Raw genomic sequence first — 14,827 nt, 5'->3', positions numbered from 1 at the left:
AAATTTCGTTCGATTTTTTTATAAAAAAAACAAGGGAACGCTCAGCGTTCCCTCTCAAACCCAATCCGTTTTTTAATTTCTGCTAAATTTACCTTCGCAATAGTACGCGCCCGCTCAGCACCTTTTTCTAACGCTTCATATAATAAACTTGGCTCATTCATATACAGAGCGTATTTCTCACGAGGTCCAGCTAATTCACGGTCTACAACGCGAAACAACTCTTTTTTCACATCGCCCCATCCGATTCCAGTTTCATACTTTTCGCGCATCGACTGTATTTCATCTTCTGTCGCAAATTCTTTATATATCATAAATAACGTTTCTAGTTCTTTCGGTTCATTTGGAAGTGAAGAATCTGTTTTGATTTTAAATATTAATTTTCGTAGTTTTTCTTGCTCTGTAAATAATGGGATCACATTTCCATAACTTTTACTCATCTTCCTTCCATCAAGACCAGGTAAAATGGCACCCTCTTCTTGTATGACATACTCCGGAAGCGTAAATGTCATACCAAATGTATGATTAAAATACGTTGCAATATCACGCGCGATTTCAATATGCTGAATTTGGTCTTTCCCTACTGGCACATGAGTAGCTTGAAATAGTAAGATGTCAGCTGCCATTAAAATCGGATACGTATATAATCCCATATTCACGCCTGCATCTACCTCTAAACCCGCTTCTTTATTTTGCTCCACCTTCGCTTTATACGCATGGGCACGGTTCATAATCCCTTTCGGAGTTAGGCAAGCTAATATCCAAGCTAATTCTAGAATCTCCGGCACTTCTGTTTGTCGGTAAAAAATAACATCTTCTCCAAGTCCAAGTGATAACCAAGTAGCTGCTACCTCTTTCGTATAACTACTAAACTGACTTGGATTATGAACAGCATTTAACGCATGATAATCTGCTATAAAATACAATGCTTTTCCTTCATTCTTCTTTGACATTTGTAATGCAGGTTTAATCGCACCAATATAATTTCCTAAATGAGGATAACCTGTCGGCTTAATTCCTGTTAACATTATTTTTTCGCTCACCCTAACTCCTCCTTCCTTAAAATAAAAAGAGCCCCTCATCCTATAAAAAGGACGAGAGACTCCCGCGGTACCACCTTCATTAGCTATCATTAATAGCTCGCTTCAACTTCGTAACGTGAAGTAACCGTCTTTGCCTACTCATTTCAGCTAGAAGCTCCGGAGCCCATTCCATATTCATCCCTTACTGATTTCCACCACATATCAGCTCTCTGCAAAGTTTTGAATATGTACTCTTCTCTTTCATTGCTTTTCGTTATTTTTTACAGTTTATCACATTTCTCGTTCTCTCAAAACTGAATTTTCTATTTTTATTAAGTTTTAACAATAGTTATTACCAATTTATTCCGAACGATATATAATCAATATATATAGAATTGATTTGTAATACAAAAACGAGGTGATGTCATGGGTTGGTTTACTAAAAAGAATGATACGTTTAAGATTGATGTATTTAAGAACGATGATAATAGTCACGATGATACTTTAGGGGTAATTATACATTTCACACCTATCGCAATATATTTATACACCTGCGATGAGTACATAGAAACATTTGACGGTGCGCTCACTTTTGAAAATGAGAACGGAAATCAAGTAGAAATCGGGGGTACCTTCATTTCTCTTGAAGTAGATGCTAATTTTCGCATGGACGATTTAATATTTGATTACAAACTAAAGGAAAGCAATCTACCTATCATTGAATTAAAAGCCTACGCATAAGGTTTATTTGTTTACTTCAACAAGAGTATAAATAAAAAAAGGGCTAAAACAGTTTTATCTGTTTTAGCTCTTTTTTTACGTATTCAACTTAACAAATCTATAACTATGCGTTACTAACACTTTTAATATCGCATATCCTGGAATTGCTAAAATAATCCCCATAATTCCAAATAAATTTCCGGCAGTTAAAATAATAAAAATGATAGTAATTGGGTGAATGTCTAGCTTTTTTCCCATAACTTGCGGAGAAATAAATTTACCTTCTGCTAATTGTACGACCATCATAACGATAATTACTTTTAACACCATTGCTGGCGAGTCAATAAATGCGATAATTAATGCTGGTGTAATTGCAATGATTGGTCCTACGTACGGAACGATGTTTACAATCATTGCTAAAATAGCGAGTAATACCGCATATTTAATACCAATAATAAGGTAACCGATTAATAGCATAATACCGATAAACAAGCTAACGATAATTTGTCCTCTAATATACGAGCTAATCGCATAATGCATATCATCTAGTATTCTCATCGCTGCTGGTTGTCTTTGCTCTGAAATAAACTTTAAAAAGTGGTTCGGTAATTGTTCACCATCTTTTAAAAGATAGAACAATATAAATGGAACCATTACAAACGTTAAAACGACCTCTGTAACAGTACTTAAAAATCCAGTTACATTTCCAGTTACTGATGATAGCGACTTCGTAAAATCAACTGTGTAGTCTTTTACCATACTCGCTACATCAATATTTAAATTCTCTTGAATTTTGCCTAGTAAATTACTTTCCCCGAATCTACGTGCTGCTCGTTCAATTTCATGACCGAAATACGGTAAGTTATCTATTAATGCATCAATTTGATCTTTAATAATCGGGATTACTGTTACAACTAAAAATACAAATAATCCTAGTACTATTATATATATAGAAGCGATTGATACGATTCTGGAAACACCTTTCTTTTCTAAAAGCGAAACGAATGGATGCAAAATATAAAATAGCACCCCCGCTAATAATACGGGGAAGAAAATTGTTTTTAAAAAGACGATAAACGGAGTAAAAACAAAAGAAATTTTCGTTAGCAGTAATATGTTAATAAACAATAACGCAAAGCCGAGTAACACCGCTAAATAATTTTGTTCTCTAAAAAACTTTTTCAACTTATCTCTTTTTCTAATATTTAATTTCTCCAATGAAACCACCTCTTCGAATGATGAAAAGCCCTTATTCAGGGCTTCTCATCATGATCTATATCTTTATTTTCTTGCAGCTTTCACTACAAATGATACAATAAGAATTAATACGATTGCACCTAATAATGCTGGCACGACATGAATCCCACCAAATGATGGCCCAAAAGATCCAAATAGTCTACCACCTAATGAAGCACCTAACAAACCTGCGATAATATTTCCAAACATACCACCCGGAAAATTTTTACCCGTTATAGAACCTGCAATTGCACCTATAATAGCACCAACTATTAATGTGATAATCCATCCCATCTTTAGCCCTCCATTTCTATTATGGTGTATTTCTTTTTCATACTAAATTGTTATGTAACTATTATAATTATTATATCTAATAAAGAAAAATCTTGTCAAATCTATGAAAATAAAGTCTATAAGGAGGTTTTACCCTATGATTCAAAAATTAGTAACAACTTCTCACAACACCGCTACTTCTATTTTAAACATTCAAATACCCGCTTATGAAATTGAAGCAAAATATATAAATAGTACGGCTATTCCTCGTCTTTATGATACTGTAGCCGATATTCAATTATGTGATGAAATTTTTTACGGCTATTTTTATGAAGATACACTTGCTGGGTTTATTTCTTTTAAAATGGATGAAGAGGAAGTTGATATTCATCGTTTAGTAGTATCCCCCGATCATTTTCATAAAGGCATCGCCACAAAACTACTACTTTATGTATTTGACATGTTCTCCCCTTCACAAACATATATTGTACAAACAGGGAAAGAAAATACACCTGCTCTGTCTTTATATAAAAAACATGGATTTATTAAAATAAATGATATTATATTACCCGATGGAGTGGTTTTAACCTCACTCAAAAAATCAGAAAACATAAAATAGTTTGACTCATCAATTTATTTATGTTATCCTTTACTTTATAAATCCTTTTGCTGAGTCCAAATTTTGGAGCGGGGGAACCATTTTTGTAGCCATGCTACTTGGGGCGAATCTTATTTAAGTAGGGAAACTCTCACTTCCCGAGTCCGACAGCTAACCTCGTAAGCGTAATGGGAGAGGAAGGTGCTTTTTGCCTATGTTACACAGTGTACCTCCTTAATTATAAATATGGGATCGATACCAATAGACACCTATATTTATAGAAAAGGAGACATGTATAATGTTACGTTTATCTGATCACGCAATAAAAATGATGGAGCAAAGACTTCGACTCGAACAACATCGCACATATCAAGCAAATAAAGTGGTAGATAACTTACATCACAAATACTTCTTTCAGCATATTTTTCAACCGAAAAGATAAAGAGAAAAACACAAGGTGTGTCTATACAGACATTCCTTGTGTTTTTTATATTCCTTATAATATTCTCACTACATTTAAACTTGCCGTAATCGCACCTGCTATAGTGGTCACATGCCCTACACCTAACGGGCCATTTTGTAATATTAATGTTGAATTAGCACTCGTTACATTCACAAGAAGCGTATTTGAAATGGCAGGTTCGATTACTACCGTTGATGTCGTCACATTTTGTATGAAACTCCCTGTTACTTGTGTTCCATTTAATAGCAACCTAACAGATACTGTCTCATTCCCACCAGTCGCGTCCCCTTGGAAATAGTAGCTTACTAAATATATTCCTGGTGTGGATACTGTGACAGTTGTAGCACTAGTTAAAGATACACCAGTTCCATATACAGTGGATCCAGAATTAATTGGGATGTTGGCATTTGCTGCAATTGTACTTGTTGAGGTAGAGAAGAAATAGCCGCCACCTGTTGATATAGCAGACGATCCAGTTGCTCCGGTTAAGCCGGTTGGGCCCGTAGCACCTGTTGGGCCTGTTATTCCCGTTCCCCCTGTTGCTCCTGTTATTCCTTGGATTCCTTGGATTCCTGTCGGTCCTGTTGCACCAGTCGCTCCAGTTGCTCCGGTTGCTCCGGTTGCTCCCGTCACACCTTGTGGGCCTTGAATTCCTTGGATTCCTTGTGGGCCTGTTATTCCAGTCACTCCGGTTGCTCCCGTCGGACCCGTTATCCCCTGTGGGCCTTGGATTCCTTGGATTCCTTGTGGACCCGTTACTCCAGTCGCTCCAGTCGCTCCCGTTGGTCCGGTTACTCCTTGTGGGCCTTGGATTCCTTGAGGACCTTGAGGGCCCGTTACTCCCGTCGGACCTGTTGCTCCGGTTGCTCCGGTTGGACCCGTCGAGCCAGTTATACCTTGTATGCCTTGAGGTCCAGTTGGGCCTGTTGGACCAATCGGACCTTGAATTCCTTGCAGACCTTGAATTCCCTGTGGACCGGTTAGACCCTGGATTCCTTGTATTCCCTGAATTCCTTGCGGGCCTGTTGCACCCGTTGGACCAGTTGGACCCTCTGGACCTTGCACTCCTTGTATTCCAGTCGCACCGGTTGGACCTATATCCCCTTGTGGACCTTGAATTCCTTGGATTCCTTGAGGACCAGTTGGACCTGTTATACCACTTATCCCTTGCACTCCTTGTAAACCTTGAGGACCGGTTGCCCCGAGTGGACCTTGGATTCCTTGCAGACCTTGTAAGCCTGTTGGTCCAGTTGCTCCCATTACTCCTTGCTCACCTTGTATTCCTTGTATTCCTTGCGGGCCTGCCTGCCCAATTGGACCTTGTGCCCCTTGCACTCCTTGTTGACCGGTTGGGCCTGTTGCTCCTATCGGTCCCTGTACTCCTTGTAGACCTTGTAAACCCATTGGACCGGTTGCTCCCATTACTCCTTGTGGACCTTGAATACCTTGATCACCCGTTGGACCGGTTACCCCCATCGGTCCCTGTACTCCTTGCAAACCTGTTAAACCGGTTGCCCCTGTCGGTCCCTGTATTCCTTGCACTCCTTGAATTCCAGTCGCTCCTGTTGCTCCGGTCGCCCCTGTTGCCCCTGTTGCTCCAGTCGGACCTGTTGGACCTCCCGGTGATCCTGCTGGACCCGTTGGACCTGTTGGGCCTCCTGGTGGACCTGTTGGACCCGTTGCTCCTGTTGGACCTGTTGCAGATCCAGTTGGACCTGTTACTCCCGCCTGACCTGTCGAGCCGGTTGGACCTGGATCTCCTTGCAAGCCAGTTGCCCCTGTTGGGCCTATTACACCTTGCACCCCTTGAATTCCTTGAGAGCCGGTTGGACCGGTTAGACCCATCTCACCTTGTGGACCTTGTAAACCTTGAATGCCAGTTGCTCCTGTTGGTCCCATCGGCCCTTGTGGACCTTGTATTCCTTGAGAACCTGTTGGACCAGTTGGACCAATCGGCCCTTGAATGCCTTGTATTCCTGTTACCCCTTGTAAACCACTACTCCCTAAATTACCTTGAACACCTTGTATACCCGTATTTCCAGTTGGACCAGTTGGACCGATTTCTCCTTGCACTCCTTGTATACCTTGTATTCCGGTTGGGCCGGTTAGACCAATTTCTCCTTGCACTCCTTGTATACCTTGTATTCCGGTTGGACCTGTTTCTCCCATCGGTCCAGGTATTCCTTGTATCCCTTGAATACCTATTGGACCAGTCGGACCCCTTTCGCCTTGTATACCTTGAACACCTTGAATTCCCCGTGGACCTTGTTCCCCCATCGGACCTTGACTACCTTGAGCACCTTGTGGTCCTGTTAAGCCAGTTGGACCAGTTGGGCCAATTTCTCCCTGCACCCCTTGCACTCCTTGAATTCCTGTCGGACCTGTTGGACCAATTGGTCCTTGTACGCCTTGTATTCCTTGCGGGCCAGTCGGTCCACCTAAAGAACCTGTCGGACCCGTTGGACCTGTTGGCCCCGTAATACCTGACGCCGGAAAAGGAATAGGTGCTTGAAACTTACTACACTTATCTTGATCCCTCACAAGCATCTCCCCCGTTATAACTAACGTGTCAAACTATTTTTAATACATTTAAACTAGCTGTTATCACTCCAGATAATGTCGTTACATGCCCAATAGCTAATGGACCATTTTGCAAAGATAAAGTAGCATTTGAAGAAGTAACATTAATGACCATCGTATTCGAAACCGCTGGTTCTAATACAAAAGTACCTCCTGTAACATAAAAAATAAAACTCCCTGCGACTTGCGTTCCATTTAAAGTAAGACTCACAGAAATCGTTTCATTCCCCCCATTTGGATCACCTTGAAAATAATAGCTTACTAAATATATTCCCGGCGTACTTAACGTTACAGTTGTTGCATTTGTTAAACTGACACCGGAACCAAAAGTTGTAGATCCAGAATTGATTGGTATTAACGCATTCGCTGCAATTGCACTCGTTGAAGTAGAAAAGAAATAACCGCCACCGCTAGGTAAGCCAGTCGCTCCTGTTGCACCTACAATTCCTAAAAAACCTATAGGCCCTTGACTACCACTAACGCCTGTCATTCCACTTACTCCAGTTGGGCCTTGCAAACCTTGAATACCTTGAGTACCTTGTATTCCAGTTACTCCGGTTGCTCCGGTAGGTCCTGTACTTCCTGTACTTCCTTGTATCCCTATAATCCCTTGAACGCCTTGTATCCCTTGTACTCCGGTCGCCCCTGTTGCTCCGGTCGCTCCTGTTTCTCCAGTTACACCCGTAATCCCAACATTTCCTTGTGGTCCTTCGGGTCCCTCGATACCTTGCGCCCCTTGCACTCCTTGTGGGCCTGTTATCCCGCTTTCTCCTATATTCCCTTGAAGGCCTCTAATTCCTTGTGCACCTGTCGGGCCTGTTATTCCTTGTATCCCTTGCATACCTTGAGAACCTTGCGCTCCTGTTGGGCCTACTATACCTTGTGTTCCTTGAGGACCTTGGAGACCGATAGCACCAGTTGGACCGATTATTCCTTGGACTCCTTGAAGACCTTGAGCACCTTGAGCACCAGTTAATCCAATTTCCCCTTGTATTCCTTGAGGTCCTTGTATTCCTTGAACGCCAGCTGCTCCTGTTTCCCCTCGTATTCCTTGGGGACCTTGTATCCCTTGTGCTCCAGCTGCTCCTGTTTCCCCTCGTATTCCTTGGGGACCTTGGGCTCCAGCCGCTCCTGTTGTGCCTGTGGGACCGATTATTCCTTGTAACCCTTGTATTCCTTGTGCTCCTGTTGGACCTGTTATCCCTTGTATTCCTTGCACACCTTTAGGACCTTCTGCACCAGTTGGACCGATTTCTCCCTGTGGACCTTGAGTTCCTTGGGGACCTTCTGCGCCAGTTGCTCCTGTTATTCCTTGAACTCCTTGTATTCCTTGTGCACCTTGTACGCCAGCTACACCAATTATCCCTTGAGAACCTTGTGCTCCCCTTGCACCTTGAGCACCAGTGGGACCCGTTATACCTTGTAAACCTTGCGCTCCTATTGCACCAGTTCCCCCTGTTACACCACGTTCACCAGTTTCACCCGTTGGACCTGTTGGTCCCCCAGGTGGACCGGGCGGGCCAGATGGACCAGTCACTCCACTAGAGGGACCAATTGGACCGGTTATTCCTGTTGGTCCTCCAGGTGGACCTTCTGCACCTTGTGTACCAGTAGACCCAGTTGCTCCTGTTATTCCTCGTATTCCTTTTGGTCCTTGAAAACCTGTGGATCCCCTTACTCCTTGTATCCCTTGTATTCCTTGAGGACCTTGAGGACCTATTACACCTGTTATCCCCTTTATTCCACTTATACCTTGAGGTCCTTGTATTCCAGTAGAACCTGTAGGGCCAGTTACACCTTGTATCCCTTGATCACCTTGGTGCCCTTGCTCTCCAGTAATTCCTTGTATTCCTTGTGGACCTTCTTCTCCTTGTATACCTGTAGTTCCGTCCTCCCCTTGAATTCCTTGCACTCCTTGGGGACCTTGTGGACCTGTTACACCTGTAATACCAGCTTCACCTACCACACCTTGCATTCCTTGTGCTCCCGTTTGTCCTCGTTCGCCTATTTCTCCTTGTATTCCTTGGATGCCTTGTATACCTTGACTACCAGCAGGGCCTGTAATTCCTTGTATTCCTTCTAGTCCTTGTAATCCAATATCGCCAACAGGACCTTGCTCTCCAATTAATCCTTGAGGACCTTGTAAGCCGACTGGACCTGTAATTCCTGGCTCTCCAGTATCACCAATGGCACCTTGTATTCCTTGAGCTCCTGTTGTTCCTCGCGAACCTTGTATTCCTTGAATACCTTGAGAGCCTTGTGGACCCGTTGCTCCTATAGGTCCAGTGATTCCCGGAGGCCCGACAGGACCTTCATGCCCTCCAGTTGGACCAGTTGGACCACTATTACCAGTAGGACCCGTTGCTCCTATAAGCGGAAGAGGCAGTGCCACTCCAAATTTTTTGCACTTTCTATGATGACGCACAACAATCCCCCTTCCCCAAAATAATTACACCTTTTATATGAAATGCATTTTTATAAGAAAAGTACACCTCTGAACTCATTTTTAAAAAAATAAAGAAGCCTATCATTTCATTTATTTAAAATGATAGGCTTCTTTTTATAAAGCACTTTACTTTCTCGCCTTAATAATAAAAGTCGTTGGCACCATTCTAGCTTTATATAAAGAATAATATTTCGTAGACGGCTCAGCTCGTTCTTCATCAAATGAGCTAGATGGTCCAGGCTCTTCTATTCTCTCAATTGTAAATCCCGCTCTATTTAACTCATTTATGTATGTACTTATTTTTCTCTTATATAATGTCGCTTGTACATTTTCCCCTTTAAATGTTTCAAACGTAATAGGTGTTTCCTCATGGTAAGAAGACTTTAAAGCAATTTCTTCTGTACCATACTGTAAGTTTGAATATACTGGGTGCTCCCAGCTAAAAATAAAACTTCCGCCTGGCTTTACATACGAATAAATTAGTTCCAACGTTTTTCTTAAATTCGAAGTCCAACCTAATGCATAAATGGAATATACAATATCAAAATACCCTTTTGGAATATCTCCTTCTTCTTCCATTGCTCCACATATTAACTTTGGATTCCAACACTTTAAAGTTTCATTTGCTGTTTTAATTTGTTCACTTGAAAGATCAAGACCCCATACTTCCTCTGCCCCATGTTCTGCCATATATTGCAACGAATGCCCACTTCCACATCCAATATCAAGAACCTTTTTATTTCTAATTGAATCGAACATATGAATCTCATCTTCAGACGCCGTATACGGACCATATTTCGGTAAACAATCCACTTGAAAGAAATATGGTGCAACTGTATCCCAACACTTTTTATTTAAAGCTAACATTTGTGTCCCTTTCATATTCTACATTCCCCCATCCAATTTTCTTCCCCTAATATAAATTACACATTATAACCCGATCTCCCTTTTCTCTTCGCTCGATAATTTTTCACTTTCGCAATCGTACCGCACGCTCTTCCTCCTGCTTCTCCAGCATACATACCGCACCATCTTTTACTTCCATTTCGCGAATGATCATAAAATACCCAGCGACAATCTGGGCATGCTTTTAACCTTCCCCACAAATTTTCTTGAATCGCCATTAAAACCACGCTTAATACTTTTGTATATACATTCTCTTCGTGCACAGGCTCATATGTAATACCTTTCATATCTTCCTTTACATGTACATGAAATGGGTATTTCTCTAACCATTTTTGCAATGATTTTCCGCCTTCAATTGCCACCCGAATATCTTCTCGAAAACTTTTTAATTCCTCTATCGTATGGATTGGAACCTCTTCATGAAAATATTCTTTCATAAAGAGCTTTATATCCTCTTCTGTTTGCAGCATGTCAATTGGCTCTCTCGTATCGTTTGGTATTTTCCATGTATTTAAAAATTCCCGAATATATTCTAATTCATTTGGTGCATTTTGATTCAATTCCATCCACCTTCTTCTTAAAATTTACTTTTTTCTGACTTTATGTATAATTATAATATAAATTAGTTAACCATTAAATAATTTTACTGGTTACAACATTAGGAGGAGTTCTATGAAAAGTTTCTCAATACCGATACGTTTCATGCTTATTTCTTCATTCTTTATGTCTTTTGGCTATTTTGCAGTATACGCATTTTTAGCTATTTATCTATTAAGCTTTCTTCATTTTTCTGCTGTCCAAGTAGGAACAGTGTTGACAGTTATGACAATCACATCAAGAGTTATCCCTTTATTCTCAGGATTAATTGCTGACAAAATAGGCTATATCATTATGATGATAGCCGGATTATTTTTAAGAGGAATCGGATTTATCGCTTTAGGAATATGCTCTGATTTCTATACAATTTCTATTTCTTCTGCACTTATTGGCTTCGGAACTGCATTTTACGAACCTGCTGCGCGCGCCATATTCGGCTCACAACCAGCTCATATGAGAAAAAATTTATTTACATATTTAAACCTTAGTTTTAATTGCGGTGCAATAATTGGACCAATTGCCGGAGGGTTCTTACTCTTACTCAATCCCATCTATGCTTTCTCTCTAACAGGATCACTTATGCTGTTATTCGCTTTTATCTTTTACTTACTTAAAAATCACTTTCAAGTCACTACTGAAAACACGTCTATTACATTTGGAATACAGGCTATCTTACAAAACAAGCCTTTTCTTCTGTTTTCATTTATCATGATTTTCTTCTATATTATGTTTACTCAGCTTACTGTCGCACTTCCACTTCATATGAAAAACATTAGTAATAGCAATCAGCTTGCTACACTCGTTATTACGATAAATGCAATAACAGGCGTCATATTTATGGTATTATTTCGTAAACTATTTCATAAATACAATACACTTTCGATTATTAAATACGGTGTTTTATTAATGAGTTTTTCTTTTTTACTCATTCCTTTATTTCCACACCCATATTGGCTATTTATTTGTGTAATTTTATTTACAATTGGCGAAACACTCGTATTACCTAACGCTGATATTGCTATTGCAAATTACAGTAACGAATCATATACAGCTACTTACTTCGGATTTTATCAACTATCACTCGCATTTGGTTTTATCATCGGTAATTATACCGGTACATCTTTTACAGCCAACTTAAGCGGAATGTATACACCATGGCTTATTTTCGGTGGAATAGGACTTATTGGTTTTATTTCACTACATATTTTAAATATAAAAAAAGGATTCCCTAAAGAAGATATATACCTATGTAATAATACAAAACACCTTTAACACATTACAATTGAGATGGGACCTTTAGACAACCAGCCTATAATAAAAAAATTCGACCATCATATGTGACAGTCGAATTTTTTTATTCTTCATATTCAAGATGATTATGTCTTTTACAACCAAATAAATAGCAAGCCCCTATATAATCAGTTTCAAATTCTAACCCTGGAACATATCCAGATTCGATACGTTCTATCATTTTTTTATAACAATTGTTCTCTTCTATATATTCCTCAATTAACTCTTTCTTATCGTTTTCTGTCCAATTCCCTTCTACTTCTTCATTCTGAACATCTTCTATTTCTGCTGTCTTCACTTCGATAGATTCCCGTATAACTTCATTTATACGGGAGAAATTATTAGCTTTATATAGAGCATAAACAAATCTACCAATCCAATTGGGACTTTTCCAGTATTCTTTGTATCCCTTTTCGAACCATTCAATTGCTTCTTTATAGCAATTCAACTCAACATATAAATCTGCTACATTAATTTCTCCTACAAAATCATCAGATTTCCTGTTAAAAGCATCCAACTTCTCTTTCGCTTCTGTTTTTCGCCCTAAATCAATTAAATACTTTACATAGTTATACATTATAATGTCTGAATCCCCTGCAACTCGCAAGAAAAATTCCGAAGCTTTTTCCAACTCTCCAAGATTATAATGAGCTACAGCTACATTGTGACATGCTTCATCGGATGGTTGAATCGAAATAGATTTTTGTAATGCATCTTTCGCTTCTTCCCACTTTTCTTGTTTCATGTAAATTTCCCCTAAGATGTTATAAGGAAAGTATAAGGAAGGATTCAACTTAACAGCTTCTTTTATTAATTCAAGAGCTTTACCATCATTCTCTTCCTCATAAAAGTACATCCAAGCAAGATTATTGAGAGATTGTACACCTCTAGATTCATGTACTGCTTGTTGAAACAGTTCCATTGCTTCCACATATTCATTTTGTTCAAACATTTCAATTGCCTTCTCGTTAATATTCAAATAACTACCTCCGAAGTGAATGAATTCATCTATTCCATATCTTTATTTTAATATGAAAAAATTGTAATTCCCATAAAAATAAGTTCTTTCTCCTGTCTACATGTCATCCTATAGTTGGGTATCCAATTCGTAATGATTTTAACAACACTGCTTTCTACAGAAAATATATACCTATTCTACTGGAAAGATACTGATTTAAAACAATAAGTAAACTGTTCAAACCCCTTAAATTGGATATACAGCCTGTTTAAATTTACATATTATGGTACAATTAAAAAGAGTGCTAGCTAAACAGTTACGTTCCACACTAGCAGTCTAGCAATGCCAAAATCAAAAATCACTTGAAATTGGGGGATGTTATGAGAAAGAAATTAAGTGCTCTTCTATTCATCGGAATCATATTATCCGGATGTTCAACTATAGTAGAAAATTCTTTAGAAACTGGAAAAGGCAGTATTGAATTATTAACACCGACTATTACAACAAAAGATAACGAATTAGAATTTAAGACTGAAGGCATTGATGAAAATAAAGTGACGTTTATTTATGTCGCCAATAAAAAAGTATTGGAACAAAAAATTAATAATGGCGAATCCTACAAAGTTAACATTAAAGATATCGAGCACGCTCATAGGACAGATTACAAACCAAAAGTTCAACTTTTGCAAACGCAAGATGATCATAAAGATGGAGAGATGGTAACGTTTAAACAAGTTAGATATACAGTTAAAAAAAATTAATTTTATAGGTATTTCATTATAAATGTAACAAACGAAAATTCACTTTTAACAGAGGGTAAATGTAAGGGGTGCTAGCATGAAAAGAAGATGGATTTATTGGTGGATTGGTAACATATTTTGGATTATAACTTTCGGGATATTGGCAGCTATCATTTGGCTAAGAGAGGTTGATGGAACTGGTGTTACTCAAACACCTGAGCTGAAATTAATAGCCTTTATCGTTTTATTAATTGCATTTATATTACCACTAATTATTCAAGTTGTATGGTTACTTGTTAATCTGAGAAAAAGCAGAAAAAAATAACGCAGAAAAAAGAGAGGCATCTTTTTCAATATAGATTCCTCTCTTTTTTCTATGGGGATTATGCAGTGCTTTTAAAGCCGCACAACTCCCTTCTCTTTACGATGCATGTTCATCTTTCTTCTTCATTAACGCTCTTTTCTTCATCGCCTTCGTTAAATATCCGCCTTTAAATGAACGGATTTCATAAGAAGACATAAACGCTTTTGGTGCAATTTCATTAATAATTTCTAACAGTTCTTTTTCTCTAGAACGCTTTGCTACGATATCTAAGCGATAACGTATAGAATTAATACCTTCGCCTTCAAATACTGTAACGCCAAATCCAGAGTGACGTAATTCATCTACTAATTCATTACAACGGTCTAGTAAACTAACTTGATACGTAATATAACCAATTGCTAATTTATTCTCTATATAACCACCTAATAACAGTCCCGCACTAAAGCCAATGACATAGGCAATGATGTTCTTCCAATTTGATAAATCTTGAAACACAATACCTAAACTGACAATGTAAATAGCTCCTTCTAACAATCCAACACCAGCAGCGGATCTTGTTTGATTCTTTACAAGCAAAATCGTACGGATTGTTAAAATGGGAACGTAAATAATTTGAAGCACAAAAATAAGTAACGCTTGTAACATTGGTATCCACCTCTTTCAAAAAGTCTTTTGT

The 14,827-nt window shown here is 38.9% G+C and carries 15 protein-coding genes, 1 riboswitch and 1 other annotated feature; of the genes, 6 read left to right on the top strand and 9 right to left on the bottom strand.

Going from position 1 to position 14,827, the window contains the following annotated elements; all coding sequences use genetic code 11:
- Positions 1–41: 41 nt before the first annotated feature.
- Positions 42–1,079 (bottom strand): tryptophan--tRNA ligase, encoded by a 1,038-nt coding sequence (locus tag ACSG5Z_RS15735; protein WP_262746023.1) that lies wholly within the window; start codon positions 1,077–1,079, stop codon positions 42–44.
- Between the two features lie 5 nt (positions 1,080–1,084).
- Positions 1,085–1,293: a binding site (T-box leader), on the bottom strand.
- Between the two features lie 152 nt (positions 1,294–1,445).
- Here ACSG5Z_RS15735 and ACSG5Z_RS15730 point away from each other — a divergent pair.
- Positions 1,446–1,760 carry a hypothetical protein gene (locus ACSG5Z_RS15730; RefSeq protein WP_088064057.1) on the top strand — a complete coding sequence of 105 codons (315 nt, stop codon included), beginning with the start codon at positions 1,446–1,448 and terminating at the stop codon, positions 1,758–1,760.
- A gap of 75 nt (positions 1,761–1,835) precedes the next feature.
- Here ACSG5Z_RS15730 and ACSG5Z_RS15725 read toward each other — a convergent pair whose 3' ends face one another.
- Both ACSG5Z_RS15725 and ACSG5Z_RS15720 read right to left on the bottom strand, forming a co-directional pair.
- A complete protein-coding gene (locus tag ACSG5Z_RS15725) occupies positions 1,836–2,957 on the bottom strand; it encodes an AI-2E family transporter (protein ID WP_048546503.1) in 1,122 nt (373 codons plus the stop codon).
- A 63-nt stretch (positions 2,958–3,020) separates the two neighbouring features.
- Entirely contained in the window at positions 3,021–3,269 is a 249-nt protein-coding gene (locus ACSG5Z_RS15720) for a GlsB/YeaQ/YmgE family stress response membrane protein (protein WP_000539721.1), read from the bottom strand.
- Positions 3,270–3,405: 136 nt separating this feature from the next.
- Here ACSG5Z_RS15720 and ACSG5Z_RS15715 point away from each other — a divergent pair, with 136 nt between their 5' ends.
- Complete coding sequence (locus ACSG5Z_RS15715; protein ID WP_060487765.1) at positions 3,406–3,867, top strand: GNAT family N-acetyltransferase; 462 nt, start codon at positions 3,406–3,408, stop codon at positions 3,865–3,867.
- Between the two features lie 38 nt (positions 3,868–3,905).
- Positions 3,906–4,048, top strand: a riboswitch (cyclic di-AMP (ydaO/yuaA leader).
- Between the two features lie 96 nt (positions 4,049–4,144).
- Positions 4,145–4,288: a hypothetical protein gene (locus ACSG5Z_RS15710; protein WP_000945246.1), complete on the top strand. Its 144-nt coding sequence runs from the start codon at positions 4,145–4,147 to the stop codon at positions 4,286–4,288.
- 54 nt (positions 4,289–4,342) lie between these two features.
- Here ACSG5Z_RS15710 and ACSG5Z_RS15705 read toward each other — a convergent pair whose 3' ends face one another.
- From ACSG5Z_RS15705 to ACSG5Z_RS15690, 4 genes are all read right to left on the bottom strand, one after another.
- A complete protein-coding gene (locus ACSG5Z_RS15705) occupies positions 4,343–6,856 on the bottom strand; it encodes a BC_3345 family exosporium-associated protein (protein WP_435711715.1) in 2,514 nt (837 codons plus the stop codon).
- A 22-nt stretch (positions 6,857–6,878) separates the two neighbouring features.
- Positions 6,879–9,314, bottom strand: a complete 2,436-nt coding sequence (locus ACSG5Z_RS15700) for a collagen-like protein (protein WP_435711714.1) — start codon at positions 9,312–9,314, stop codon at positions 6,879–6,881.
- Positions 9,315–9,461: 147 nt separating this feature from the next.
- Complete coding sequence (locus ACSG5Z_RS15695; RefSeq protein WP_435711713.1) at positions 9,462–10,217, bottom strand: class I SAM-dependent methyltransferase; 756 nt, start codon at positions 10,215–10,217, stop codon at positions 9,462–9,464.
- 41 nt (positions 10,218–10,258) lie between these two features.
- The gene (locus tag ACSG5Z_RS15690) at positions 10,259–10,801 is read right to left on the bottom strand and encodes a CGNR zinc finger domain-containing protein (protein ID WP_435711712.1); all 543 of its coding nucleotides are present in this window, start codon (positions 10,799–10,801) and stop codon (positions 10,259–10,261) included.
- A 112-nt stretch (positions 10,802–10,913) separates the two neighbouring features.
- On the opposite strand from ACSG5Z_RS15690, the gene ACSG5Z_RS15685 reads away from it, so the two are divergent.
- Positions 10,914–12,110 carry an MDR family MFS transporter gene (locus ACSG5Z_RS15685; protein ID WP_435711711.1) on the top strand — a complete coding sequence of 399 codons (1,197 nt, stop codon included), beginning with the start codon at positions 10,914–10,916 and terminating at the stop codon, positions 12,108–12,110.
- Positions 12,111–12,192: 82 nt separating this feature from the next.
- Here ACSG5Z_RS15685 and ACSG5Z_RS15680 read toward each other — a convergent pair whose 3' ends face one another.
- Entirely contained in the window at positions 12,193–13,107 is a 915-nt protein-coding gene (locus tag ACSG5Z_RS15680; protein ID WP_435711710.1) for a tetratricopeptide repeat protein, read from the bottom strand.
- 359 nt (positions 13,108–13,466) lie between these two features.
- Between ACSG5Z_RS15680 and ACSG5Z_RS15675 the strand changes: the two genes are divergently transcribed.
- A complete protein-coding gene (locus ACSG5Z_RS15675; protein ID WP_116891904.1) occupies positions 13,467–13,847 on the top strand; it encodes a hypothetical protein in 381 nt (126 codons plus the stop codon).
- Positions 13,848–13,923: 76 nt separating this feature from the next.
- Positions 13,924–14,151 carry a DUF3923 family protein gene (locus ACSG5Z_RS15670; RefSeq protein WP_087984131.1) on the top strand — a complete coding sequence of 76 codons (228 nt, stop codon included), beginning with the start codon at positions 13,924–13,926 and terminating at the stop codon, positions 14,149–14,151.
- 96 nt (positions 14,152–14,247) lie between these two features.
- Here ACSG5Z_RS15670 and ACSG5Z_RS15665 read toward each other — a convergent pair whose 3' ends face one another.
- Positions 14,248–14,796 (bottom strand): DUF2179 domain-containing protein, encoded by a 549-nt coding sequence (locus tag ACSG5Z_RS15665; protein ID WP_048546510.1) that lies wholly within the window; start codon positions 14,794–14,796, stop codon positions 14,248–14,250.
- Positions 14,797–14,827: the final 31 nt, after the last annotated feature.

Origin of the sequence: Bacillus pretiosus (genome assembly GCF_051294775.1) — a bacterium.
In the GTDB taxonomy this organism is placed as follows: Bacteria; Bacillota; Bacilli; order Bacillales; family Bacillaceae_G; genus Bacillus_A; species Bacillus_A wiedmannii.
Note: the sequence above shows the minus strand (reverse complement) of the source record. Positions and strands in the feature narration are given on the sequence as shown.